Origin of the sequence: Robinsoniella peoriensis (assembly GCF_000797495.1) — a bacterium.
In the GTDB taxonomy this organism is placed as follows: domain Bacteria; phylum Bacillota; class Clostridia; order Lachnospirales; family Lachnospiraceae; genus Robinsoniella; species Robinsoniella peoriensis.
Genome location: NZ_JTGN01000001.1, coordinates 7,501 through 32,905, shown reverse-complemented (window position 1 = coordinate 32,905; position 25,405 = coordinate 7,501). Strand labels below are relative to the sequence as shown.

Here is a 25,405-nt window from a genome sequence, read left to right as displayed (position 1 = left end):
TTATATGAAAGGAAAGAAAATAAGTGGATAGAAGAGAACAGATAACAATAATGATTCCAACATATAATAGAAAAGAGAGCCTTACAAAACTTCTTAAATGTCTTAAAAATCAAACTTGTCAAGAATTCCAAGTTGTCATTTCTGATAATTGCTCAAGTTATAATGTAAAAGATGTAATTAGAGAATATATTAATTTTTTTGGAGACCGAGTGATTTTGCAAATAAGAAATGTAAATGTTGGATCAACTGTTAATATAAATGGTGTATTTACATTGCCTAAAACAAAATGGGGTTGGTTATTAGGTGATGATGACTACCCACTTGAAAATGCAGTTGAAACAATTTATTCATATTTAGACAACTCTATTGCAGCACTTCACTTTTCACTTTATGACTTAGGAAACTATATTCAAGATTATAAAGATATACATGATTTAAATCATTTTATTCATCTATATTGGGAGATGTCTAATGGATCGAATGAAATTGTAAATCTTCAAGGTGATTTGATTTTTATGTCAAACAAGGTATATAATTTAGATATCATGAGGGATTATCTATTCCAACAAAATACATATGGATATACTCGAGTACCTCAAATTGTAAGCATACTTTTTATGTTAAATAATAAAGATGCATATTTTCGTATAGTTAATACAAATTTAGTGACAGTTTCAGATACTAGCAATCAATCGTGGAAAATGACAAATATTGCACTGGGTATGTCAACCTTTTCTCATATAAAATTTGATATTGACTTAATGGAGAAAAAGAAATTAAATCTAATAATTATGTTCAAATTTTCACATGTATTGAGATATAGACTTCAAGGAGAAATCACCAGATATGATATTGGCTTGATTTATGATGGGATTTATAAGCGTAATTTGAATTTTTTCGAGAAAAGTATTTTTAGTATTTTGATGCGATTAAATCCAAATGGATATATTGCAAAAAAAATAGTCACTTATAAAAACCGGCATATACGTTTGCCGAAGTCGAAAGCGTAAATGCGGAAAGATTAAAAAAAATGAAGACAAAATCTATAACAGTCAATACGGCATTAAATACGGTTAGAATGTCTTTGACAATTTTGATTCCTTTAATTACATATCCTTATATTACAAGAATATTTGGTGCAGAGGGTATTGGTCAATATGAATGGGTAAAATCTGTTGTTAGTATTTTTACTTTAATTGCCTCTATGGGAATAACTACTTATGCAATTAGAGAAGGGTCAAAGATAAGGGATAATCGTAAAAAATTCTCACAGTTTGCCCAGGAATTGCTCATTTTAAATATGTGTTCGACGATTATTTGTTATATTATATTGTTAGCATTGATTTTATCAGTTCCTAAATTTAGCATGTATAAGCTATATTTAGTTATCTATAGTGTCAATATAGGATTATCAGCATTAAGTCTTGATTGGGTATATGGAGTATACGAGGACTATTTGTATATTACAGCCAGACAAATTATTGTGCAAATCATTTCAGTTTGTGGTCTATTTCTGTTTGTGCGTGATGAAAATGATTTAGTGGTATATATTGTTATTACAACTATATCAAATTCAGGGGCTAACATCTTCAACTTTTTGCGTTCGAGAATGTATATTGATTTTAAGGTCTTAAAGCACTATAATTTGGCGATACACCTAGCCCCTGTAATTGTATTTTTTGGTACACGATTCGCCATGAATGCCTATAATTCTTTGGACACATTTATATTAGGCATGCTAACAACAGATAGAGCTGTAGGATACTATAATGTTGCAGTTAAAATGAATACAATATTGGTGACATTTTTTAGTGCAATGAGTCCAGTATATTTACCTAGAATGATGAAATATGTTTCTACTCACGATCAATTACATTATGATAATCTGCTGGAGAAAGCAATAAAACTTAAGGCAATATTGATATATCCCATGATTGGAGGTTTATTTTTCTTTGCCCCTCAAATTGTTTGGGTAATTGCGGGCGAAGAGTTTAGTAATGCAGTTTTAACACTACGAATTCTTTGTTTTGTGCTCGGATTTGTAATTTTATCAAGTATAGTACAGAAAGATATTATGATTCCAAAAGGGAAAGAGAAATCTGTTTTGGTACTGACAGTATTTGCCGCGTTCGTCAATGTTATTCTTAGCATTGTGTTGATTATGAACTTAGACTATAATGGTGCAGCATGGGGAAGCTTGATTGCGGAATGTTTGACTTTTTTAATAGGTGCATTTTTGGTAAAGCGAAGTGGAATAAATCTTTTTCGAATTATACCACGATGTAGCTATAAATATTTTATATCAACGCTGATAATGTCGATTGCTTGCTATATGGCTACACAAGTACTAGAAAAAGATGAATTAATTATATTGGTTGGAATTCCGATTGCAGTAATAATCTATTTTGCTTCTTTAATTATATTGAAAGATTCATTTTTGATTTCCACCATTAAGATGATTTTATCTAAATTACATATCATACAATAATAAAATATTTTATTTAAAGGTCATAATCATAATTGGAGGAAAGAAGAGTTGGCTGTATATGTTATTGAAATATTATTAATAATGTTTGTACCATTATTATTTCAAGCGAGATCTACATTATCATTAAAAAAGTCAGAAGATTTAAAAAAAAGGTGTTGTTATTGCATTTTTTTAATCATGCTTTTAGTTATGGGATTTCGTAGTGAAACATTAGGAATGTATGATGTTGAATATGTATATTTGCCTATGTTTCATAATGTGCAGTATTTAAATTTTCAAGAAGTATTTATGAGATATCCGTTTATTCGTGGAAATATGCTTCAATTGATTACTAAAATATTCACACTATTCTGTACTAATGAACACATATGGATTTTTATTACTTCAATTCCATTTTTAGCTTCACTTACTTTTTTAGTAATAAAATATGGAGCAAATAAATATACTTGTTCATTTAGTTTTTATATGATTATAGGTTTAAGAATATATGGATCAAATTTTTATTTGATAAGACATAGCATTGCTATGGCAGCACTTATTATTGCATTTGATTGTATTATTGAAAAAAAAAGATGTAAATTTATTGCTTTTGTTTTAGTGGCGACATTGTTTCATTCTGTATCTATCGTTTTCTTGATCGCATATCCTTTGGCTAGAATAAAAGTTTCATTGAAACAATTACTTATAATTGGAGGTGGATTTTATTTTGCGACTTATCTAGCGTCTGATTTCATGAATAGTTTTTTTAAAGTAATAGGAAATGATAATTACTATGCAAATTATTCAAACAAAGGTGGTTTTAAAAGTAATATTTTTATTTTAATTTGCTTACTGCTCTTTGCTTTAGCTTATATACTTTCTAGGCGGAATAATTTAAATATTAGCAATAATAAATATCTAAAAGATCAGAATAAAAAGATTCTATTAAGGCAAAAAATGAAAAATGAATTGAATATCATCACGGTAAATATGCTGTGTATTGCAACGTTATTCATGGGTATGAGTACAGTTATTAGTGAATTTCAACGCATTGCTTTTTTCTTTTTAGCAGTAAGTACAGTTGGATTTAGCAATATTATACATTGTGAAAAAAATCGTTCAATCAGAGTCTTTATTTATGTATGCTTGTTTATATTTTTGCTGATTTTTATGATTAATTCTCTTAAACCGGAAATGCTAAGCCCCTACAGAACTTGGATTTTTAATTGAAATTTATTTAAAGGTGAATATTCCAATGTGTGAGTAATCCGGTGCTGATTACACCACCTGTCCGGACTACGGAATTCGCTATTCTTTAAAAGGGGTTCTTCCACATTTTTCCTTTATCTTTCTACCTGAATACATCAGTTTTGCTGCTAGGTAAGCGCAAAATAGTCTTACGCTATTAATAAATATCGCTTGCACCAAAGATAGATGCAAGCATTTTACTCTATTTTAGTTTTGACAGCTAGCTTTGGCAGCTTCGCTCCATGGAGCAAGTTGCTCTAACTGCTCATCTGACATGGTTTCAGTTGGCCGCCCGGCCAATAGATAAGTCAGATATTGATAGATGTTCAGATCATTCGCTTTCGCCATCTCAACCATGGTATATACCATAGAACTGGCGGTTGCACCTTTGGGACTGGTACTGAACAGCCAGTTCCGGCGCCCCACTGTGAATGGGCGGATGGCATTTTCGCTGAGATTATTAGAAAGACTGCAGTGTCCATCTTCAAGATAGGTAATAAGCGTATCTTTCCGGTTTTGGGCATAGTTCACCGCTCTATCAAGGCGGGTACCCTTGTTTGGTTTCTGCTGATCCAGCCATTTCCAGAATGCTTCCAGTACTGGCTTTTCTTTTGCGAGCCGGAATTCTTTTCGCTGCTCAGCTGAATGGTTTTTGGCTTTTGAATACCGTTCGCATTCAAAAAGTTTCGAGCAGAATTGGACGCCCTGTACTGCAGGATTGCTGTAATCATATTCCTTGCCTTTTGGTACAGCATCTATAAAGTAGCGTCTCGTATGAGACCAACAGGAGCATCGCTTGATACCGGGAAGATTATTATATCCCTGATATCCATCCGTTTCCAGATACCCGGCAAAACCATTCAGGAATCTCTCAGCATTATACTTGGCTCTTGTTTCTGTATAATGATAGAGCACAATCGGCGGCAGTTCATCTTCCCCACTGCGGAACAGCCACATCCAGGAGTCTGTTTCTGGATTCCGTTCCGGCTCTCTTAATACCTGCACCCGAGTTTCATCTGCCATAAGATACTGTCTCTTAAGCAACTGGCGATGAAAGTAATCATATACAGGGCTAAAATAGTACTCCGCACAGTAAATGACCCAGTTCGCAAGTGTTGTACGATTTAAGGCAACCCCAAGCTGCGCCCAGTCCTGCTCCTGCCTTTTCAGCGGCATACCATTCTGGTATTTCTGGTTCATTACCCAGGCAACTACAGATTCCGATGCATAGCTTCCAGGAATCAATGCATCTGCGACAGGCGCTTTCACAAAGACCTGTTCATCCGGATTTTCCTCTGATATTACAAACTCTGGACATTTGTAGGTCTCCCGGTAAATATTTACAACTTTACCCTTTGCAGGTGAAAAACGAAATTCGTGACGAACGAATTCTTTGCCGATATATTCCATCTGTGCACCGCAGGAAGGACAGTTTTTCTCTTCCTCTGGCAGAGGGATAATCTCATCACAGGATGGGATATTTTTAAAGAGCTCTGCATGCGTGCGTTTTGCTTTACGTTTATGCGTTGGAGCAGTGATATCATCTGGCAGTTCGGGATTCCAGTTATTGTCAGCTTCCTGCTCAGCTTCATCAAAAAGATTCAGCTGACCCTCCACATCCTTGCGTTTTTCACTGGAAGTGCCAAAGAGTTTCTTCGTTAGATATTCAATCTGCTGACGAAGATTTTCTTTCTCAAGACGGTCTGCCTCTAAGGTCTTTTGCAAAGACTTGATGAGTTCTGTCTGTGCAGCAAGAGTTGTATTCAATTGACTGATGGTATCCTTATATGCAAGGATTTTTGAATCTTTTGAATTGCCAGCCATAGGTTTTCTGCTCCTTTTTCTATGCTTTTATTTTACCATAAAAAGCATAGAAAAAGAAGCGGAAAATCCAGTATTTACAAGGGTTTGAAGCCTATCCCGAGTAGTGGAAAATGATCCACTTCCCGACAAAAAAGTGTGGATATTTTCCACCGTTAGTCAGTAGGTTTGAATGCTTTGGGCTGTTCGATTTCAAGACCAGACATGAGCCAGTCGAATTGCTGCCAGGTAAGCTGTCTTACTTCAAGCTGATTTCTTGGCCAGCGGAACCTGCCCTGTACTTCCATTCTTTTGTAAAGAAGTACAAAACCGTCAGTTTCCCACAGTAATGCTTTGATTCTATCACAGCGTTTGCCACAGAAAAGATAAAGTGCACTCCGTCTGGGATCCATATGCAGCTGTTGTTCCACGATTGCACACAGACCATCGATGGATTTTCTCATGTCCGTACGACCAGTTTATCCAAACATTAAGATAAACGGGCTTATCCTCACGATATTTTTATCCTCATCTTTTCTGATAAAAGCCATCGTTCTTTGCCAGAGATTCAAAAAGATGAGGATAACGTTTTCATCTTAATCCACAGATTCGAGCCATTTCCGCTTCATCATCAGGCCACAACGGCTTCTCATCTGTTGACATATTTCCGGATTCCATGGCTTTGCGCATCATTTCCATTGAAGGAACTGCATAAATACGAGTTGTCTCCGTTGAGGAATGTCCAAGTATTCTGGAGATAAGCTCCAGTTCAATTCCATCCTGATACAGGTTTGTTGCACGGGTTCGGCGAACCATATGCGGGTAGCACCGTTCTGGAAAATGGGGATGTTCAGGTCGTATCTTTGATGCATATTTTTTAATGATACGTTCTACATTTCCTACAGACATTCTATCTTTCCGCCCTTTTATGATTGTATATATTAATGGTAAGTCAGGATCCTTCTTTGGATGATAAGCCTTTAAATACTTCTTTATGTGGCTAGCAGTTGATTCTGTGATAGCAACAACTCTTTCTTTATCACCTTTTCCATAAATTCTAAGATATGGTATATCAGCATACAGATTCACAGAAGAAACATCAAGTGATAATAACTCAGAAACCCGGATGGCAGAATCATAAAGTAAAATAAGAATCATCTGATCCCTCTGACCGTTCTTTGTGTCCGGAGGGGCTGATAGCAACGCTTTAAGATCATCCTCTGATATCATTTCTCTTGTCAGTTTTGGCACTCTGAGAAACGGAACGTGTGAAGCCGTCAGCGCCACTGACTGTAAAGAAATATCACCATCCGCAACATACCAAAGGTATGCCCTAATCGCTGCCAATCTATTATTGCAGGTGGTTTCGGCATTCCCCTTTTTATTCAAAAACTCTATGTAGGACAACAAAAGATCATGTGTACAATCTTCGAATCCGAATGATCGTATCGACAGATGTAGAGCATCTGTGACATATCGTCTGAAAACGGTCAGTGCATCCCGATAAGTTTCTACAGTGTTTCGACTTTTAAGCGCCTGCTCAGGCAGGTAATGTTCAAGGAATTCGAGAGTCATTGAAAAAAATAGTTTTTTCTGGCTTCTTGGTCTACTCATAATCGTTCACCTCCGGAATCACAAGCTGTCCAGTTTTATCTTTGTATCTGATGATACGGAACGCTTCATTAACCTGATGGTAGTAATAAAAAGTTCCATCTGGACTTTGATGTCCCAAATATCTGCTAAGGAATGGAAGCATCTCCTTTAATGAAAGACCTTCTTCCATCCATAGGTTCATTCTTTTCACTACAAAAGTATGCCTGAAGCAGTGTACAGTCGGAGTTTTGTCGCAGCATTCTGCATACGGTGTCAAAGCCCAGAATTCGCGGAACTTATAATCGATTGTGACATTACTCAGACATCTGTCTGTCTCTCTTGCTGGGAAAACCCATTCTGACAGGCAGCTGTATTTATCATGCAGGTCTTTTTCATATGTCCGTAACAGTTCAGTAAGGTCTTCAGCCATATATACCAAGCGATCCTTGTGACCTTTAGACTGCAGAATGCGAACTGCTCCCTGCTTAAAATCCACATCCTTCCAAAGCAGTTTCCTTGCTTCTGAAATGCGCAATCCGCAACAATAGATAAGCCGGAAAATTACTTTATACTCAGCAGCCAGTCTATAAAATCCAGCTACTTTGATAGCAGGAGTATAACTGTCAGCTTCTTCGAAAAATGCTTTTATTTCAGCATCTGACAGGATATGCACCACTTTTTTCTCTACTTTGCAAAATTTAGATGGTATGTAAGCTTCTATGTCCATAGAAGCCAGGAACAATGCAAACTGCCGTATTACGGATGTTCTGGCTGAGCAAGTGGCAAGGGCTTCACCATTACGTAAAGTGCCCCATTTCTTTACAATCTCTCTCTTCAGGAACGGCTCTGTAACTGATTCCTCTGCACAGAATGCGTCAAAGTGTTTGAGTTTCCATTCTTCGCTTTCATAGAGAAAACCGGCAGCTCGTTTTTCCTGTATAAACTGTTCAATGTATGGTGCAAAACAACTTTGGAACTGATATCCACTGATTTTCATGTCAGACCTCCTCGTATAATAAGTTTGTAAGCAAGAAAAACACAGCTTACAGACTTATTCTTTTTTATGGTATAGAGGTAAGGACATCTCTGAGGATTCCCCTCATCCTATTCCCATCTATACAGTCAATAGTTACTTTTTCATATGGTTAATCCTGTGGTATGATATCAGCAGAGTCTGATGTCCGAAGGCACTGCTTCGTCTCCTTTCAGCCGGCTTTGTCCGTGACTGCTTCAAAAGCATGCAGCCTGGCACACATGGCACATTCCGCTTACACAGAAGCTGCATCTCCAGCCGGAGCACCAGCAAAAAATGCTGACTGGATGAATGCTCATAACGCGAGGCTGCGGTCACCATATGTAGCACAGGATAAACCTTTTGCTTAAGGCTCCAATAATCTGGATCGGAAAGGAGCGTGATTACATGATAAAGATCAACTATATGTCCACTTTGTTTGTTGGTATTGATGTAAGTTCCAAATCCAACGTTGTATGTGCCATCGACTTCGATGAAAACAAATACATTTCTTCATCCTTTCAGAACAACCAGCCCGGGGCGGAAGAACTTGCCGCCATGATAGCTGACTGTATGGCACATCATAAAAACCTCAATACGGTTGTGGCTACACTGGAAGCCACCTCCGTTTACAGCGTTCACATCGCCAATTTTCTGTCTACCTGTGAAACGCTCATGCCCTATCGCCCTTACGTGTTTTGTGTCAATCCAAAGATGACTGCAAACTACCGTAAATCTTATATTGGCATGGACAAGACAGATCCGCTTGATGCGTATCTCATCGCTGATTTTGCACGATGCGGACGTATTAAAAAATGTCAGCCATGGCGTGGCAGCCAGTTTCTGGCTCTAAAACGTCTGACCAGACACCACCTCCATCTTGCTGAGTGCATTACAAGAGAGAAAACCTATATGGTATCAAATCTTTACTTGAAATTCAGTGAACTTCAGCTTCTGGATGATGATTCGCAGCCCTTTAGTAACCTGTATGGTGCTACTTCTTCTGCTGTTTTAACAGAATACCTGTCTCCACAGGAGATTATCGATTCTTCCGAAGAAGTACTTCTGCAATTCCTTTCCCTGAAAAGCAGAAACCGCATCGCTGATCTATCAAAGACCTCTGAACTTCTAAAAAAAGCTGCAAGAGATTCTTATCGACTGGACAAATGCATGTATGAGCCGCTAAATGTTTCTTTAGCAAGTTCATTTAACTGTATCCATACCTATCAAAAAGAAATGAAACTGGTAGATCAGGCAATCGAAAAAAGTATGAATGGCATGAATCCAAATGCATTTACTATCCTGAAATCCATTCCAGGAATAGGGCCTGTATGGGCTGCTGGTATGCTGTCTGAAATCGGCGATATTAATGTGTTTCACTCATCAGATGCACTTGCCAAGTATGCAGGCCTGACATGGCGAAAAAGCGATTCTGGAGATTTCTCATCAGAAGACAATCCGATTACCAGAGCTGGTAACGCCTATCTGCGTTACTATCTGGGTGAAGCTGCAAACAGCGTCAGGCGACACATACCGGAATATGGTGAATACTATGCTAAAAAATATGCTGAAGTAACCAAACATCAGCACAAGAGAGCACTCGCGCTTACATCTCGTAAATTTGTACGACTCGTTTTTGGTTTGCTGGTCAAAAACCAACTGTACACCGGCGAACAATTGGACGCCGAATATAATATTGAATCGAACTGATATTCGAAACTGACTTCATTTTTTCGAATGTTTATTAAGTGCACCCTTTTTTCAGAAAAACATATCAAAATCTTTTTCATTTTAGTCTTGACATATCACCAGAATGCTTCCATGAGGAGCCCGGCACTGTCCAGAGATAATCCACATTTTCTGCTTCTTTCATCATCCAGAAGCAGATATTTCATGACACTTGTAGAATCACGATGTCCAAGAGCATCCATGACATCATCAATTCCTGCATGGTTACGTAAAAGATTTGTAGCAAAAGTTCTGCGAGTTACATGAAAGCCACCGCCTTTTACCTCTTTTCTCTCTGGAAGAATGCGATAAAGTGCATTTGTGCATACCCTGCCTGTAAGTTTTCCGTATGGAGCTTTTGATCTGACAAAAATATATTCAGGACTGGCCTTTGGGCGACCAGATCTTATATATGAATACATAGCATTTCCCACTTCAACAGGCATCGGAAGTGTAATCTGCGTTTTTGTTTTCTTCATGACAATTGAAATCTGACGATTTTGCCAGTCGATATCCTGAAAGCGGAGTGCCAGGACATCATATGCCCTTAATCCAAGCCTCAGTCCGAGTAACACTATGGCAATATCACGAAGCTCTATAGATTTATTATGTTCTGTTCGAAATGCATGGATTCTCTGTAACTGCTCGTCAGACAGAATATCAATGATCTTATCCTGTGGAGCAGTCCCTGACACCAGGCATATATCCAAACCATGGTCATCTGTATATCCTTTTTCATCAAGATAACGCAGGAATGCCCTTATGCTCACAAAGCGGCCAGAACGTCCCTTAAAAGTTGCGTGTTCATCATTTCTTGAAAAATCTTTGATAACTGCTACTGAGAGTTGATTGAAACTTTCATAACCATGGTCAAGTAGAAATCTGCAGAAACGTGTACAAGAGCAACGGTAACTTTTTATTGTACCGACATCTCGAAATTCACACCTTTTCTGGTCAAGAAGTCCTGATATTGCCTCCTTGCACCATGACGGAAGTTCATCAAACATCACTGGATTATATTTGTACTTTCCATCTGGATGTATATCACCCGACACGGTATAATCTTCGTAAAATTTCAGAACTCTCCGCCAGTGGAGCCATGAAGCTCCCATTGCTCTACTGATTTCAGCAAACCAGATCCACATGATATCCTGGTGGAATCCGAAAGAATGCATATCCAGGAACAGGTACAATGCAGTCAGGGCGTGTGTGGCAAGTTTCAGGGTTGTACCAACATATCCATGAGTTTTTAAAAGTTCCACAAAGGGTATGACTGACTTGCAGAATTCATCCGCCGACATAATTACATTAGTTATCTTATCCAGAGCCATCCTGTTTTCAGCTGAAAACTTGGCTACCGAACCGATATGGGGATATATCTGACTGTTAAAAATAAAGCTGCAGTTCATAGGGCAAAGTCCTTTTTTACCATAAAACCTGATTATACGTGCAGCGTTATTCAGTATCACTGCTTTTGTATCGTCAGAACAGTACATTTTTGTTTCTATCAGTTTTATGACTGCCTCATAGGTGACTTCAGTAATGTCATGCACCCCTATGTCATCCAGAAAAAGTAATCCCTCTGAACAGTAAACACGGGTTAATTCTAATGTCCGGTCTGTATAGCGACTGCTGCAATCATTAAGATACACATCAAGATCTTTCTTCCATAGTGCAGGCAGTTTGTTGTAGTAAGACTGGTTAAGATAAAGCCTGCGGTCAGAAATGGTTCCAGTGGAGTCCATTTCCTCTAACTGGTATGCATACTGTACCCATATAGCACACCTTTGACGTGGCAATTCGTTTTTGATATCAGCAAGCCACCTTTCACGGATCGCATCTGAATACCCCTCGTTCCTTTGAGTAATAAAAAGTCCAAGGGATTCATAACAATCTCTATGTGACTTTCGGCTGCTGGAACACACCTCCTTTTCTTTCAACAGTACCATTACCTTGTCTACTGTTTCATTGTAATTCATGAAATCACATCCTTTCGGCTTTATTGTGATTTCATTATCGCATATGAAATTTTTATCCTCACATTTTTCTGAAAACAGCTGAAAATTCATGCTTACTCAGAAAAGATGAGGATAAAAATATCGTGAGGATAAGCCGGTAACAATAAAGATTTCATCGGCAGCTGTGATATCCCCTAGCATTCAAACTCCTTCAGTACGTTGAATACCTGTGCGAGAAGAAGCGGATCGGTTCCATTGGGGATGGATAAAGTGCATCTGCCTATCGAAAGATTTATGGATGGTATATCTGGAACTGATACGCGGGTGCATGAAGTATCAAGCATAAGATCATTCTGGCTACATGAAGCTTGATTTTTAAAATCGACTTTTACTACTTCCTGTTTTTCAGGAGCGTTACAGCTGCGTCCGGTAGCTGGTGGAAGATCAGAGCAGCCTTTTTGGCGAAGTCTTTTCACCCAGTTGTAAAATGTCCCTGGTTTAATATCATGTTCCACACACCATTGGTGATCAGTGAGACCACTGCTGCGGCATTCCATAATTAAGAGATATTGTTCGTGTGCTGGTATTCTGGTACTTCTCATGAGCAATCCTCCATAAATGTAAGTAGAGTAAAATGCTCGCATCTATCATTTCTATCAATAGAAAAATGAAGTAAAATGCTTGCATTCTCTAACTATAATTATGGACTGGGTTTTAGGACAAAACAATCCGTGGAATTATTTTGCGCTTACATTTCAAACACACTCTAGCGGTCTACATACATCTTTTCATAATAATTTTGATATTCCCCAGAAATAATGGTTTCCCACCATGTTTTATTATCCAGATACCATTGTATCGTTTTTTTAATTCCGTCTTCAAATTTTGTTTCCGGCAGCCATCCTAATTCATTGTGAATTTTGGTAGGATCGATAGCATAGCGCATATCATGGCCCTTACGGTCTTTGACATAGGTAATCAGACTTTCCGGTTTATCCAGTGATTTACAAATAATTTTAACAATATCGATATTCTTCATTTCGTTATGACCGCCTACATTATAGACTTCGCCTACACGTCCGTTGTGAATGATTAAATCTATTGCTTTGCAATGGTCTTCTACATATAGCCAGTCACGAACATTCAAGCCTTCCCCGTATACCGGCAGTGGCTTATCGTTTAATGCATTGGCGATCATCAGAGGTATTAATTTCTCTGGAAAATGATAAGGCCCATAGTTGTTGGAACATCTGCTAATTGTAACCGGTAGCCCATAAGTTCGGTGATAAGCGAGAACTAATAAATCTGCACTTGCTTTTGAGGAACTGTAAGGACTGCTGGTATGTATCGGTGTTTCTTCCGTAAAGAATAAGTCGGGACGGTCTAGTGGAAGGTCGCCATATACTTCATCGGTAGATACCTGGTGATATCTCTGTATTCCATATTTGCGGCAGGCATCCATAAGGATTGCCGTTCCTTTGATATTGGTATCTAAGAAAACTTCCGGATTTTCTATAGAACGGTCTACATGGCTTTCAGCAGCAAAGTTTACAACCATATCGGGATGCTCTTTTTCAAATAATCCGTAAACTGCTTCACGGTCAGTGATGCTTATCTTGATGAAGTCAAAGTTGGGATGATCCATGACTGGTGCCAATGTTGAGAGATTACCAGCATAAGTCAGACAATCTATGCAAAATATACGATAGTCAGGGTATTTATTTAACATGTGGAATACGAAGTTAGAGCCAATGAATCCTGCTCCGCCAGTTACGATAATATTCATAGTTTTTATTCTCCTTTGATTTTAGTTTTATAGGTGTTTGATAAACACCGTAACCCATTGATGTTACTGGGTTTAGTTACTCGATTTATATAAATTTTCTATCCAATGGTGGTAAAATATAGGTAACGACACCAATACATCTCACAACCAAAGGAGAAGAAAATTTATGACTACTAAATACCATCAGATTTCTTTAAGTGATATTTTTTCAGACTGTCAAAACAAACTCATCGATGATTCAACATCATTCTTTACTCTGCTTGCAGGGTATATGAATCTTGATGAATTCATCCCTCCAGAATTCCAATCTGTTTTTTATCTGTCGATTGGGCGGACACGGATCTATTCGCTTCACGGTTTTCTTTCTGCTTTTATTATTCAAAAGATTTTTTTCATGATTTTCCAAGATCCCTAACGCTACTCTGATGTCTCGTTTCAAACATGACTTTGAACCTTATATTGAGCTGATGTTTCAATAGATGGTTGATTATACAAAACCCATCTGTCAAGTGATTGATTCCACATTGGCTCAGATGCTTACTTTTGATACATACGGCATCGAGCTTTATGTTACAGAAACAATCCGAAAACACTGAATGCTTTCATTAAAAAGCTGAAGACTTTCTTTAAGGACAAACCTTCGGTTGATCCTTATAAGATGGCTTATTGTCTTATGCCTTCACAGGCGGCTTCCTGTTCGGATGCCAAGCAGATGTATATCAATGGTCACTTCTGTTATGCCGACAAATTCGCCATTCTTACCAATGGATTAGGTATTGTCCGACACATTTCCTTTATTGATTACGATGATTTTAAATCTGCTCATCCTGACCTTATGGTTGAAAAGAAAACGGATTCGCCAGATGAAGATAAGTCTGTAGGCGATGCCTCTGCTCTTGTTCCTGTTTTACAGGATTTCTTTTCTCTTCATCCCGCTTTTCACCCGGATACATTTCTTGGCGATTCTGCTTTTGACTCTGCTGAACTCTATGGAACTTTATTCCATGACTTTTATTTTTCCAAAGCGCTGATCCATTACAATCCAAGGAACGAAAGCACATTGAAGAAAGTTGGTTACAACGAATACGGATATCTTGCCTGCCCCAATGATTCCTCACTGGCAATGAAATGCTGTGGTGTCACCAAAGAAAAGTAACGTGCAGACCGTATCAAATGGATCTGTCCAAAAATGCATTACCATAAAGGCTGGGTCAACGATTGTGAAAATCCATGCAGCATCGCTTCACATGGCATAACAACTTATACTTATAAAAACATGGATTTACGCATGTTACCGGGTATTCAACGCGGTACGAAAAAATGGCATGACACTTACAAAATACGTACTATCGTAGAACGTCAATCATTTCAAAATCAATATGTGCATCGCTGGAAGAAAAACTCGAAATCACACCACCACCAAAGCCGATGTTTTTCTGGCAGGCATTGCCAGCCAGCTGACTGTCATCGTTGCGCATGCAATGGATTGTGCACAATACATTCGAAGTCTAAAAACTTTAATTGCCTGAAAAAATATTCAATTGTCATAAATCTTATTTCGGCTTGTATAAGTACGCGCAAAAACTGATGTTTTATGTCAGTTCAGAAACAATTCTGAATACGGACCTGTTTTTTCTCCTTATATAGGGAAAAGTTATCCACAGGAACTGATAAAATCATTTATTAATTTCCTATTTTAGTTTTATATAAAGATTAGTGAAGGATATCCATATATTTTCCGTCTAAGACATCTTTCAGATATTGGCCATATTGATTTTTCTTTAAAAATTCATATACCTTTACTAGGTCATCTCTTGTAATCCAGCCATTTAAGTAAGCTATTTCTTCCAGGCAGGCAATCTTGCGGTGCTGATGAGATTCTATGGTTTTGACAAAATTAGTGGCTTCTACAAGGCTTTCATGTGTACCTGTATCCAGCCAGGTGAATCCTTGACCCAATAATTCAACGTTTAGGTTATTATTTTCTAAGTAGATGCGGTTTAGGTCCGTGATTTCCAGTTCGCCCCGGGCACTGGGCTTTAAGTTTTTAGCATATTCTACGACCTTATTATCATAGAAATACAGACCGGTTACACAATAATTGCTCTTTGGCTGCACGGGCTTTTCTTCAATGGAAATGGCTTTCCCCTCAGAATTGAATTCCACAATTCCAAATCGTTCCGGATCATCCACATAGTATCCGAAGACAGTAGCGCCTTTGCCGGTTTCTGAATTTACCACTGCAGCATTAAGCCGTTTTTTTAGGCCGTGACCTGCGAAGATATTGTCTCCTAGTACCATGGCAACGGTATCATTGTCGATAAATTCCTCACCAATTATAAATGCCTGTGCCAATCCGTCCGGACTTGGCTGTATGGCATAAGATAAATTTGTCCCGAATTGATATCCATCTCCTAATAGCTCTTTGAAACGTGGTGTATCCTGAGGCGTTGAAATAATAAGAATATCACGTATGCCTGCATTCATCAGAACGGACATAGGGTAATAGATCATTGGTTTGTCGTAAATAGGTAATAATTGTTTTGACGTAACCATAGTTAGTGGATATAGGCGGGTACCGGAACCGCCTGCAAGTATAATACCTTTCATAATTAAATTCTCCTTTTTAAAATAGATTTTTATCTTCAGCATAATGAAATTCCATCGAGTATAAATTCATTATAAAAGGTGCCCTTAGGGCACCTTCAAGTACTTTTTTAAAAAATTATCTAAAATATAATATTAAATTCGTGTTTCACCGTTTAAATTTGTGTTTGATGATTTTAGTGTTACACTTTTCATGGTATGATGTTCTTGGTAAGTGGATTCTCTATCAAAGGAGAATTATTTATGTCTAAGAAAAAAACATATGATCAAAAGCACCTAACGATAAGCCAAAGAATTCATATCGAAAAGGGGCTAAATGATGATCTGTCATTTGCAACGATAGCCAGAAAACTTGATAAGCATCCAAGTACAATTGCCAAGGAAGTGAAGAGTTATCGCACCTTTCAAAAACGAGAGGTTGATACAGGACATCCTCTCCGCTGTGTCAGGTTTAAGTAATGTTCCTTACGTTTTCTTTGCGACAAACCGAATTGCGTAAAAGTCTGCAAATACTGCTATAATAACAATGATCGTATTCCTGTATGCACCGCCCTTTGTCCGGAATATCTGGAACCACAATGTGAATCTATTTGCAAAGCTCCTTATGTTTGCAATCATTGTGCAAGACAGCGTACCTGTAATAAGAACAAAGCTTTCTACATTGCGCAGAATGCGGACGGATCCTCTCAAGATCTGCTTGTTTCATGCAGACAGGGAATTAATTAGGCTCCTGTTGATATCGCACTCCTTGATGAGCTTATCTCTCCGCTATTATCGCGAGGGCAGTCGCTGGCACACATTTATGCTTTTCACGGACATGAAATTCCCTGTTCCAGAAAGACGATCTACAATTATATAGACCAGGGCTTTTTTACTGCTAAGAACATCGATTTACGCCGCAAGGTACGTTACAAATGCAAGCCAAGAAAAACTGGTACAAGGGTCAGCCTGGCTGCAAAAGAATTCCGTATGGGACGAACCTACGAGGATTTTTAAAAATTCATTCAATAGAATCCCGATATTCCAGTTGTCGAACTTGATACCGTAGAAGGCGGGCGGGATAATAGCACGCAAGCTTTCCTTACCATCTTTTTCCGAAACTGTTCTCTTATGCTTATTTTTGCACTACAAGAGAAATCACAGGACCAGGTCATAAAAGTTTTCAATTATTTGACAGAAAAACTCGGTTTTAGGGTATTCCAGGAACTGTTCCCTGTAATATTGACAGATAATGGTGTGGAATTTCAATTTCCAAAACGATTGGAATGCGATAAAAATGGTGAGATCTGCACTAAAATCTTTTACTGCAATCCAAACTCTTCCTGGCAAAAAGGATGGATCGAGAAAAATCATGAATACATCCGGTATGTGATTCCTAAAGGTCAGAGTCTGGATAACTATAAGCAAAGAGATGCCTACGTACTTATGAATCATATCAACAGTGAAGCCAGAGACAGCCTAACGGCTGCACTCCATTTAGGCTGTCTAAGATGCTTTTAAATAGCAGGTTACACAGACTTTTATGTCTCCTGGAAATACCTGGTGACCCAGTCTATTTAAAACCATCGTTACTTAAAAAATAGAATTAAAATCAAAACGGAATACACTGCCGAATTTACCCCTACAAAAATTTGGCATGTGGAATTTAGTCCTGCACATTTACCCAGATGCCTGTTTGCCATGCTTGCACACATGAAAACAGGCTCCTGTAAGGTCATTGTAACTCTATTTTTGTAACTCTATTTTTGTCACTCGTAAACCGAAATGAAGCGAATTAAGTACTGCAAAATCAATGTTTGTAGAAATCACGAATTCTTTGAAATTTTACCTTTTTAAAAATTTATTTATTTCTACAAATAAAAATTCCAGCATCCTTCGTAATATAAAAACCACCAGTTGTCTTCTTCTTCACAAAAGAACGAAAATCTTTGAAACGATCTACAATATACTGATTTTGATTTCCGTGGCAGGACAGTACATAGGAGATTAGCGTTTCTGAATCCGGAACAAGCAGGGAATCATCGTATGACTTCCAGAGAACCTCAGAAAAGAAAGGAGATAATATCTCATTTCCATTTTCACGTCCGAACCGTTCATACAGCTTATCGGCGGAAAGGACAATACGATCGTCAAAATCAGATACAAGCTGGCTCACTTCATTCATGTGCAGGCTTCCATAGGTACTGCAGATAAATGTGCCCCCATCCTTTAAGACACGGTTTACTTCCCTGCATACCTGAGCAATATCTTCACAGTAGAATAGTACATGGTTGGCGAGAACCAGATCAAAGCTGTTATCTTTATATGGAATATGACAACAATCGAAAGTGTTAAAATCAAAACGGGAATCTTCGGAACCGATACTTCGGCGGGTATCACGCAGCATTCCTTCAGAAATATCGGAAAGTGTGATATGTATATGAGACGGTATAATAGAAAAGTTTTCTGCCCATTGAGTACCATCACCGCATCCCAATTCCAAAATATTGTTTCCTGATTTTATGTGACATTGTTCGTAGATCCATGGAAACCAGCCTTGTGTATTTTTAGAGTACAAATGATGAAGATTAATTCTTGCGGCTATGTTAGAAGCATTTTGGTATTGGTTTTTTAAGCTCTTTTCCATGCCCATCACATGAATCAGTTCCAGCATATGGCACCAATCCACTGTTTTTTGTTCTTGCAGGGATTGGGATGTATCCCGTATTGTTTGTGCAACTAATTGCATTTGTTCAATGCGGTCTTCCACAAGTTTCAGCTGAAGATTTAGTGAATCAACCATAAAATGTTCATCTGTATTCGTAATTGTCATTTCCCGGATATCATCCAGCGAAAATCCTAAATATTTGAGCAAGAGTATCTGTTGTAATCTGGCAAAATCGTCGTATGTATAGAAACGTGCACCTGAATCATTGACGTAAGATGGCTTTAGAATCTGATGTTCATCATAATAGCGCAGTGTTTTCTTCGTAATATGGGAGAGTCTGGCAAATTCACCGGAAGAATAGTAACCTGGTATTTTCATCCACATTAATTCCTTTCATAATTAAATAATAAAACTATTATATATAGTAAAGTCCGTGACTTCAATAGAAACCTGCCGCTATACCATTTTAAAAGAAGTAAAGACATAAGAAAACCATTGAAACATCAAAAAACCTGCCGCCTAAAAAGGCAGCAGGCTCATAACCCAACAGTATACCCAATATTCACAAACATTTCTGTATTATTTCTTATCTACTAAAAACAGTACCGGTGACAGAGATTTAAATGTCACAGTTACTTCCTGGTCCTCCACACTATCCGGTGTAAGTACTTCCCACTTATCATCTTTCTGTAAATGAAGAACTTTTACGTTTTCATCTTTCTGGATGCTTGGGATAGCAAAAGTAATAGAAACTTCATCAAAATCAACTCCATCCAGGCTTACGTCAACTGCATAAGCAATTGCCATATTCTTCAGGGAAGGATCAACTGTTGCAGGATCTACGGTTACTTTTGTTTTTGTGATTTTCAATTTGCTGATATCGATGCTCTTACCATTTACCATAACTTTACTTGCTTTTACGTTAACAGTAGGACTTGGAGCAGCGAAAGCTGACATTGTAAAGGAAAGCATTAATGCAAATGCCAATACAAGAGAGCCAATTCTTTTTATGTTTTTCATGTTTGTTACCTCCATTTTGCGTTAAATTATATTGTGAATACCCCTACAGAAATGTAAGTGTATACTGTCCACCAATTTGAGGAGAGCACTCTATTTTTGCTTTGTATAGAAGAGATCCAGAACCAGTTCTTTCAGTCCCTTTTCATCTGCATGGAATTCAGCATAAAATTTCCCCTCTGTAAGCTTTCCGGGAACCATATGGAAATTTTCATCTCCAAGACCGGATTTTGCGAATTTGTCAAATAAAGTCTGCATTTGAGCAGTGTTTAAATCGGTTACTACATATTTCTGAATCTGTTTATAAAGAGTAAGGATACTAAATGGATCTTTCGATGTTTCAGACGCCAGCTTTTTCGTAAATGCAGTAATATATTGTTTTTGGCGCTGTATTCTCAACTGATTGGAATCCAATTTGTCAGTATCGCGGTATTTTACGTATTGTAAAGATTGTTTTCCTTTTAATTCAACTGTTTTTCCTTTTGCCAAAGCCGGATCCTGGCTGGTAAGGTCTTCCAGTACTTCTACAGATACCCCTCCGATAGCGTCGTTAATCGTAGGAATAGCGGCCATTTTCATAGCAACATAATGGTCAATTTTGATGCCGCCAAATAAGTTTGACACCGCTTTTACTGTATTCAGACAGCTTTGTTCCTTGCCATCCCCATATCCATGGGAAAGTGCGATCTGAAGATTTGCGGTTCGAAAATATTCACCATAGATATCCAGCATATCCACATCTGTCATGGTATCCCGGTTGATTCCAATAATTTGGCTCTTGCCGGTATCTTTGTCCGATACAACTAAGAACAGACAGTCAGCCATTCCGCTATCCCCCAAGGAATCAACAGTGCCATCTTCCTGTTCATTGTTTACGTTGTCAATACCCATGAACAATGTTGTCTCAATATTAGATTTCAGAGTATAAGTTTCCTTGTTATATGTAATCTTGGATTCGGCTTTTTTTGTTTCGCCTTGATTTTTTGCATCCGCAGCATGTACAAATTGTGTACTGCACAGTATATAGGTTATACTAAGAATGCAGGTACAAATCAGTGCTAATTTCTCAAATATAGTAAACCCTTTTTCTTTGTACATAAATAATACACCTCCTTTCATTTGGATTTAGGATATCTCGTTTAGCAGAATTTGTCAATGAATTTATGCGATTTAGTACAATGACTGAGAGTATATTTTACAAAATTTAATGGTAGAAAACATAACTCATTCAGTGAAAATTCTTTAAGAATAAATATGGCAAATATTAATAAAAACAATTAGAATATTTGTACATGGTATGGTATCATTAAAATTTAATCATGTCATTTCGATTTATCTGAAAAATAAAAACATTAGCAGGGAAGTTTATCATTATGAAAGCACTTATTATTGAAGATTTTACAGAATTTATTATTGAATACGGATTTAGAGGTATCCTGTTGGGGATTGGAATCGTACTTATTTATATCGCAATCCTATGGTTTGTTAAAAAATTACATAATCCGCAGATGAAAATAAGAGCATCTCTATTACCGGTTATCTATATATTTTCTGTTTATTGTTATCTGGTTCTGGAGATTGCTTATTTTTCCAGGGAACCGGGATCACGTACGAGAGCGGATTTAATGATCGGAGCTACATTTCAAAATACACCAAGAGCAATTTCATATATTATTGAGAATATTATTATGATGATACCTTTAGGAGTCTTGGTACCTGTACTATGGAAACGGATTCATACGGTCTGGAGATGCCTTGCCGTTGGATTCTTTACAAGTTTGGTTATAGAAATATTCCAGTTTGTATCTGAACGGGGATTTTTCCAGACAGATGATATAATTACAAATGTATTTGGAACTTTGATTGGCTATTGGATCTATTTATGTGTTGTAAAAGTACGTTTGATGCTCACTGAAGTTTCTCATGAGTCTGAGTGAATGTTCTATATATTATGAGGAAGGGAATTTTTCCCCAATCCGCACCAATCGCCCGTCCATCCTCATCCACCCGGACAACGTCACCATAACCTGCCCCGGTATATAAAACACCCATACCATACTGGGGGCAATCCGGTACCAGCTGTCCAGCCATCCCCCTCTGCTTAATTCTACATATAAGGTCAGATTTCCTATCCCCACATGTATATCGCAAAACAGCAGCAGGCAGATCCCAAGAGCAAACAGTCCCATCTGTCCCTTCCATGCATTTACCAGATTAAACAAAAGACAGAAGAAGTAAACCGCCGCCAATGCAGCAGTACTGTTAATATCAATCGAAACCAGCCAGCAGATCAGGCAGAACAAAAAGCTTCCGCCAATTCCAAATGACAGCATATTCCAAACGTTCATCTGAATAATTTTACAGTAGCAGATCTGCACAATCAGAAACATACAGATTCCCAGGAAATAAAATTTTGTGAATATAAGAAAATAATCTGCAAATAATGAGAAAAATAAAGATGCAGTAATAAAAATAAAATAGTGGCTGGAAGACTTTGAGCTCAGCTGATACCAGATGCTGAAAAAGAGGCAGGTCAGTACGGTACAGAATTTCAGCATAGTAATGGGCAGATGTGGAAATAATCCGAGAAAATCGGATAAAAATATCATAGAATAAAAAGATATCTCAATTAAAAGAAAACACTTCAAAGAAAATTTTTCCATTGCTCTGCCACCTCTTTTTCTCATAGTTTGGTATGTATCTTTATATTTGACAACATAACCATAATATTGCCAAAAGAGCCTTAAAATAAACGTTAAAATAGTATAAACTTTTGCTTTTGCCTTGTATGGCTGCAACACTTATGCTAGAATAAGGAAGGTATTATGAGACGCCCTTGCAGCTGCAAAAGTATGCAGGGCTGGCGTTTTGGTATTACAAAGGAGGAGATTACTTTGGAAAAAGAAATGAGTTTTATAAATAAACGCATTATTCCGGATTCAGCAGGCCCGTTGTTCAGACAGGCGAAAGAATTCGATGAATTGATGATGATGTATAATTGTGCAATACGTGAAATTAAAACAAAACTGGAAGTGTTAAATGACGAGTTGTCTGTAAGATATAATCGCAATCCCATTGAATTTATTAAATCCCGGATTAAAAAACCCATTAGTATTGCGAACAAACTCCAGAGCAGAGGGCTTGAAGTTTCGATAGATTCGGTCGTGAATAATTTAAATGACGTAGCAGGTATCCGTGTTATCTGCTATTTTATTGATGATATTTATGATGTGGCTAAGATGTTGGCAAGGCAGGATGATGTGAAGCTTCTGGAAGTAAAGGATTACATCCGCAATCCCAAAGAAAATGGATACCGAAGCCTGCATATGATCGTGGAGGTGCCGGTCTTCTTTTCCAAGGCAAAACAGAACATGAGAGTAGAGGTACAGATCCGTACCATCGCTATGGATTTCTGGGCAAGCCTGGAGCACCAGCTTCGTTATAAAAAGAATATAGAAGATATCAAAGACAGCGAAGACATCAGTCTGGAACTTAAGAAATGTGCTGAGGTTATTGCAGATACCGATTGCAAAATGCAAAATATTCGTGAACGGATTGGGGTTTTCACAGAACTGACATAATTTGTTGTTATACTTCATACAGAATACAGGTTCGGAGGTTGGAGATAATGGATAAATTAAAAGTTTTAGTTGTAGATGACGAAAGCAGAATGAGAAAGCTGGTAAAAGATTTTCTTGTAAAAAAAGACTTTGTCGTATTAGAAGCGGAGAACGGAGCGGAAGCTCTGGACGTTTTTTTTGAAGTGAAAGATATAGCGTTGGTGATTCTGGATGTAATGATGCCAAAAATGGATGGATGGCAGGTGTGCAGGGAAATCCGTACTTATTCAAAGGTGCCCATTATTATGTTAACGGCAAAAAGTGATGAACGAGATGAGCTTCTTGGATTTGAGCTAGGTGTTGACGAATATATTTCCAAACCTTTTAGTCCAAAGATTCTGGTTGCAAGAGTAGAAGCGATTCTTAGAAGAACAAATTCTATTTCACCGGATGAAATCATTATAGCAGGTGCAATCGAGATTAATAAGGCGGCCCATCTTGTAAAAGTGGATGGAAAGCCGGTAGATTTAAGCTATAAAGAATTTGAGCTGTTGGCTTATTTTGTGGAGAACCAGGGACTGGCACTTTCCAGAGAGAAGATTCTGAACAGCGTTTGGAACTACGATTACTTTGGTGATGCCAGAACGATTGATACACATGTGAAAAAACTCCGCAGTAAATTGGGAGAAAAAGGTGATTATATCAAAACGATCTGGGGGATGGGCTACAAGTTCGAGGTGGAATAGATGAAGCATTCAATTCGGAAACAAATGGCGCTTATCTTTATCGGACTGGTATTACTGATGTTGATTGCAAACTGGCTGATCAATAACTTTTTCCTGGAAAGTTACTATGTGGTAAAGAAAGAGAAAGTGTTGGTAAATGTATTTCAGGAAATAAATAAAGAAGATATCAATAGCAACTATTACACAAATGAATTTTTAGAAAATGTAAATAGTTACTGTGCCCAGAATAATATTATTATGGCTATCTTAAATCAAAATCTGTTGCCTTTATATACAAGTAATGACAGCCAGGACGTAAGAAACATGGTAGGCAGGGTGTTTGGATATGTTATGGGAACGGATAATTCAGATATCCGTATATTGAGACGGGAAGATAATTTTCTTGTCCAGAAAAACTGGGATGATAAATCAAAATCAGAATATCTGGAAATGTGGGGCATTTTAGATTCCAATGACTATGTGATCATGCGAATTCCGCTGGATAGTATCCGGGATAATGTTAAAATTTCAAATGAATTTCTGACGTATATCAGTATTGTTTTCATTTTACTGGCAATTATTATTATCTGGTGGTTGTCGAATCACATAACAGCACCGATTCTGGAACTTACCGATTTATCCAAACGGATGGCAAGCCTGGATTTTAATGTAAAATACAAAAGCGGCGGCAAAAATGAAATCGGTCAGTTGGGTGAACATTTTAACCAGATGTCAAAAACTCTGGAGACAACAATTTCAGAATTAAAGACTGCTAATAATGAACTGCAAAAAGATATCGAGCAAAAAATACAAATAGATGAAATGCGTAAAGATTTCTTATCGAATGTGTCTCATGAATTAAAAACGCCGATTGCCCTGATTCAGGGATATGCGGAAGGACTTAGAGAATGCATTAATGATGATGAAGAGAGCCGGGACTTCTATTGTGAGGTTATCATGGATGAAGCCTCGAAGATGAATCAGATGGTCAAAAAACTTCTGACTTTGAATCAGCTTGAGTGTGGTCAGGAAAAAGTCATTATGGAGCGATTTGATTTAACAGCGCTGGTACGTGGTGTCGTACAGTCCGCCGGCATCCTGGGACAGCAAAAAGGGGCAAAAATAATTTTCGAACAGGAACAGTCTGTCTATGCATGGGCAGATGAATTTAAAATAGAAGAAGTGATCACCAATTATGTCAGCAACGCACTCAATCATGTGGCAAATGAAATGATTGTAGAAGTTAAGATTTGCAGC

General features: G+C 37.8%; 23 protein-coding genes and 1 pseudogene (1 of these 24 cut by a window edge). 12 read left to right on the top strand and 12 right to left on the bottom strand.

Annotation, left to right across the window (positions count from 1 at the left end):
• The first annotated feature begins 23 nt into the window (after positions 1 to 23).
• From QR40_RS00135 to QR40_RS00125, 3 genes are read left to right on the top strand one after another with little or no spacing between them, the layout of a single operon-like run.
• The gene (locus QR40_RS00135) at positions 24 to 1,010 is read left to right on the top strand and encodes a glycosyltransferase family 2 protein (RefSeq protein WP_044292842.1); all 987 of its coding nucleotides are present in this window, start codon (positions 24 to 26) and stop codon (positions 1,008 to 1,010) included.
• Between the two features lie 20 nt (positions 1,011 to 1,030).
• Positions 1,031 to 2,488 (top strand): flippase, encoded by a 1,458-nt coding sequence (locus tag QR40_RS00130; protein WP_044292841.1) that lies wholly within the window; start codon positions 1,031 to 1,033, stop codon positions 2,486 to 2,488.
• A 48-nt stretch (positions 2,489 to 2,536) separates the two neighbouring features.
• Positions 2,537 to 3,697 (top strand): EpsG family protein, encoded by a 1,161-nt coding sequence (locus tag QR40_RS00125; RefSeq protein ID WP_044292840.1) that lies wholly within the window; start codon positions 2,537 to 2,539, stop codon positions 3,695 to 3,697.
• 225 nt (positions 3,698 to 3,922) lie between these two features.
• Here QR40_RS00125 and tnpC read toward each other — a convergent pair whose 3' ends face one another.
• The 4 genes from tnpC to QR40_RS00105 all read right to left on the bottom strand — a co-directional run bounded on the left by tnpC (position 3,923) and on the right by QR40_RS00105 (position 8,105).
• A complete protein-coding gene (gene tnpC / locus QR40_RS00120) occupies positions 3,923 to 5,539 on the bottom strand; it encodes an IS66 family transposase (protein WP_044292839.1) in 1,617 nt (538 codons plus the stop codon).
• A gap of 152 nt (positions 5,540 to 5,691) precedes the next feature.
• Complete coding sequence (gene tnpB, locus QR40_RS00115) at positions 5,692 to 5,979, bottom strand: IS66 family insertion sequence element accessory protein TnpB (protein ID WP_044292838.1); 288 nt, start codon at positions 5,977 to 5,979, stop codon at positions 5,692 to 5,694.
• A gap of 127 nt (positions 5,980 to 6,106) precedes the next feature.
• Positions 6,107 to 7,129: a tyrosine-type recombinase/integrase gene (locus QR40_RS00110; protein ID WP_044292837.1), complete on the bottom strand. Its 1,023-nt coding sequence runs from the start codon at positions 7,127 to 7,129 to the stop codon at positions 6,107 to 6,109.
• Entirely contained in the window at positions 7,122 to 8,105 is a 984-nt protein-coding gene (locus QR40_RS00105; protein ID WP_044292836.1) for a tyrosine-type recombinase/integrase, read from the bottom strand. Before QR40_RS00105 ends, QR40_RS00110 begins: the two co-directional genes overlap by 8 nt.
• Positions 8,106 to 8,329: 224 nt before the next feature.
• Here QR40_RS00105 and QR40_RS31245 point away from each other — a divergent pair, with 224 nt between their 5' ends.
• Entirely contained in the window at positions 8,330 to 8,491 is a 162-nt protein-coding gene (locus tag QR40_RS31245; RefSeq protein ID WP_160295750.1) for a hypothetical protein, read from the top strand.
• 37 nt (positions 8,492 to 8,528) lie between these two features.
• A complete protein-coding gene (locus tag QR40_RS00100) occupies positions 8,529 to 9,830 on the top strand; it encodes an IS110 family RNA-guided transposase (protein ID WP_027295830.1) in 1,302 nt (433 codons plus the stop codon).
• 95 nt (positions 9,831 to 9,925) lie between these two features.
• Here the strand turns inward: QR40_RS00100 and QR40_RS00095 are convergent, their stop codons facing one another.
• From QR40_RS00095 to rfbB, 3 genes are all read right to left on the bottom strand, one after another.
• Positions 9,926 to 11,827: a tyrosine-type recombinase/integrase gene (locus QR40_RS00095; RefSeq protein ID WP_160295749.1), complete on the bottom strand. Its 1,902-nt coding sequence runs from the start codon at positions 11,825 to 11,827 to the stop codon at positions 9,926 to 9,928.
• 173 nt (positions 11,828 to 12,000) lie between these two features.
• Positions 12,001 to 12,408 carry an IS66 family insertion sequence element accessory protein TnpA gene (gene tnpA / locus QR40_RS00090; RefSeq protein WP_044292833.1) on the bottom strand — a complete coding sequence of 136 codons (408 nt, stop codon included), beginning with the start codon at positions 12,406 to 12,408 and terminating at the stop codon, positions 12,001 to 12,003.
• Between the two features lie 164 nt (positions 12,409 to 12,572).
• A complete protein-coding gene (gene rfbB / locus QR40_RS00085; RefSeq protein ID WP_044292831.1) occupies positions 12,573 to 13,592 on the bottom strand; it encodes a dTDP-glucose 4,6-dehydratase in 1,020 nt (339 codons plus the stop codon).
• Between the two features lie 166 nt (positions 13,593 to 13,758).
• Here rfbB and QR40_RS33460 point away from each other — a divergent pair.
• Positions 13,759 to 15,121, top strand: a pseudogene (locus tag QR40_RS33460) (ISNCY family transposase).
• A 184-nt stretch (positions 15,122 to 15,305) separates the two neighbouring features.
• Here QR40_RS33460 and rfbA read toward each other — a convergent pair.
• A complete protein-coding gene (gene rfbA / locus QR40_RS00075) occupies positions 15,306 to 16,202 on the bottom strand; it encodes a glucose-1-phosphate thymidylyltransferase RfbA (RefSeq protein WP_044292829.1) in 897 nt (298 codons plus the stop codon).
• A 240-nt stretch (positions 16,203 to 16,442) separates the two neighbouring features.
• Between rfbA and QR40_RS32145 the strand changes: the two genes are divergently transcribed.
• On the top strand, positions 16,443 to 16,658 hold the full coding sequence (locus QR40_RS32145; RefSeq protein WP_242858421.1) for a helix-turn-helix domain-containing protein: 216 nt from the start codon (positions 16,443 to 16,445) through the stop codon (positions 16,656 to 16,658).
• Between the two features lie 711 nt (positions 16,659 to 17,369).
• Positions 17,370 to 17,699: a hypothetical protein gene (locus QR40_RS32140; protein ID WP_242858420.1), complete on the top strand. Its 330-nt coding sequence runs from the start codon at positions 17,370 to 17,372 to the stop codon at positions 17,697 to 17,699.
• 340 nt (positions 17,700 to 18,039) lie between these two features.
• Here QR40_RS32140 and QR40_RS00065 read toward each other — a convergent pair whose 3' ends face one another.
• From QR40_RS00065 to QR40_RS00055, 3 genes are all read right to left on the bottom strand, one after another.
• Positions 18,040 to 19,224: a MerR family transcriptional regulator gene (locus QR40_RS00065; protein ID WP_044292828.1), complete on the bottom strand. Its 1,185-nt coding sequence runs from the start codon at positions 19,222 to 19,224 to the stop codon at positions 18,040 to 18,042.
• A gap of 201 nt (positions 19,225 to 19,425) precedes the next feature.
• Positions 19,426 to 19,866 (bottom strand): hypothetical protein, encoded by a 441-nt coding sequence (locus QR40_RS00060; RefSeq protein ID WP_044292826.1) that lies wholly within the window; start codon positions 19,864 to 19,866, stop codon positions 19,426 to 19,428.
• Positions 19,867 to 19,956: 90 nt separating this feature from the next.
• Complete coding sequence (locus tag QR40_RS00055) at positions 19,957 to 20,961, bottom strand: LCP family protein (protein WP_052430629.1); 1,005 nt, start codon at positions 20,959 to 20,961, stop codon at positions 19,957 to 19,959.
• A gap of 275 nt (positions 20,962 to 21,236) precedes the next feature.
• On the opposite strand from QR40_RS00055, the gene QR40_RS00050 reads away from it, so the two are divergent.
• Positions 21,237 to 21,800, top strand: coding sequence for a VanZ family protein (locus QR40_RS00050; protein WP_052430628.1), 564 nt, complete (start codon positions 21,237 to 21,239; stop codon positions 21,798 to 21,800).
• A gap of 12 nt (positions 21,801 to 21,812) precedes the next feature.
• On the opposite strand, the gene QR40_RS00045 is transcribed toward QR40_RS00050, so the two are convergent.
• The gene (locus tag QR40_RS00045) at positions 21,813 to 22,526 is read right to left on the bottom strand and encodes a hypothetical protein (protein WP_044292824.1); all 714 of its coding nucleotides are present in this window, start codon (positions 22,524 to 22,526) and stop codon (positions 21,813 to 21,815) included.
• A 243-nt stretch (positions 22,527 to 22,769) separates the two neighbouring features.
• Here QR40_RS00045 and QR40_RS00040 point away from each other — a divergent pair, with 243 nt between their 5' ends.
• The 3 genes in view from QR40_RS00040 to QR40_RS00030 are tightly spaced (at most 47 nt apart) and all read left to right on the top strand, a layout consistent with a single transcriptional unit that may run on beyond the window.
• Positions 22,770 to 23,444, top strand: coding sequence for a GTP pyrophosphokinase (locus QR40_RS00040; protein ID WP_044290089.1), 675 nt, complete (start codon positions 22,770 to 22,772; stop codon positions 23,442 to 23,444).
• A 47-nt stretch (positions 23,445 to 23,491) separates the two neighbouring features.
• A complete protein-coding gene (locus tag QR40_RS00035; RefSeq protein ID WP_027294797.1) occupies positions 23,492 to 24,169 on the top strand; it encodes a response regulator transcription factor in 678 nt (225 codons plus the stop codon).
• On the top strand, positions 24,170 to 25,405 hold the 5' portion of the coding sequence (locus tag QR40_RS00030) for a sensor histidine kinase (RefSeq protein ID WP_044292823.1). It continues 264 nt past the right edge of the window; only the first 1,236 of its 1,500 coding nucleotides appear in the window; the start codon lies at positions 24,170 to 24,172; the stop codon falls past the right edge of the window.

Bases quoted from the DNA above. Each gene is read 5' to 3' on its own strand.
- QR40_RS00130 (WP_044292841.1), top strand. From the start codon at position 1,031: ATGAAGACAAAATCTATAACAGTCAATACGGCATTAAATACGGTTAGA.
- tnpC (WP_044292839.1), bottom strand. From the start codon at position 5,539: ATGGCTGGCAATTCAAAAGATTCAAAAATCCTTGCATATAAGGATACC.
- tnpB (WP_044292838.1), bottom strand. From the start codon at position 5,979: ATGAGAAAATCCATCGATGGTCTGTGTGCAATCGTGGAACAACAGCTG.
- QR40_RS00110 (WP_044292837.1), bottom strand. From the start codon at position 7,129: ATGAGTAGACCAAGAAGCCAGAAAAAACTATTTTTTTCAATGACTCTC.
- QR40_RS00105 (WP_044292836.1), bottom strand. From the start codon at position 8,105: ATGAAAATCAGTGGATATCAGTTCCAAAGTTGTTTTGCACCATACATT.
- QR40_RS00100 (WP_027295830.1), top strand. From the start codon at position 8,529: ATGATAAAGATCAACTATATGTCCACTTTGTTTGTTGGTATTGATGTA.
- QR40_RS00095 (WP_160295749.1), bottom strand. From the start codon at position 11,827: ATGAATTACAATGAAACAGTAGACAAGGTAATGGTACTGTTGAAAGAA.
- tnpA (WP_044292833.1), bottom strand. From the start codon at position 12,408: ATGAGAAGTACCAGAATACCAGCACACGAACAATATCTCTTAATTATG.
- rfbB (WP_044292831.1), bottom strand. From the start codon at position 13,592: ATGAATATTATCGTAACTGGCGGAGCAGGATTCATTGGCTCTAACTTC.
- rfbA (WP_044292829.1), bottom strand. From the start codon at position 16,202: ATGAAAGGTATTATACTTGCAGGCGGTTCCGGTACCCGCCTATATCCA.
- QR40_RS32145 (WP_242858421.1), top strand. From the start codon at position 16,443: ATGTCTAAGAAAAAAACATATGATCAAAAGCACCTAACGATAAGCCAA.
- QR40_RS00065 (WP_044292828.1), bottom strand. From the start codon at position 19,224: ATGAAAATACCAGGTTACTATTCTTCCGGTGAATTTGCCAGACTCTCC.
- QR40_RS00060 (WP_044292826.1), bottom strand. From the start codon at position 19,866: ATGAAAAACATAAAAAGAATTGGCTCTCTTGTATTGGCATTTGCATTA.
- QR40_RS00055 (WP_052430629.1), bottom strand. From the start codon at position 20,961: ATGTACAAAGAAAAAGGGTTTACTATATTTGAGAAATTAGCACTGATT.
- QR40_RS00050 (WP_052430628.1), top strand. From the start codon at position 21,237: ATGAAAGCACTTATTATTGAAGATTTTACAGAATTTATTATTGAATAC.
- QR40_RS00045 (WP_044292824.1), bottom strand. From the start codon at position 22,526: ATGGAAAAATTTTCTTTGAAGTGTTTTCTTTTAATTGAGATATCTTTT.
- QR40_RS00040 (WP_044290089.1), top strand. From the start codon at position 22,770: ATGAGTTTTATAAATAAACGCATTATTCCGGATTCAGCAGGCCCGTTG.
- QR40_RS00035 (WP_027294797.1), top strand. From the start codon at position 23,492: ATGGATAAATTAAAAGTTTTAGTTGTAGATGACGAAAGCAGAATGAGA.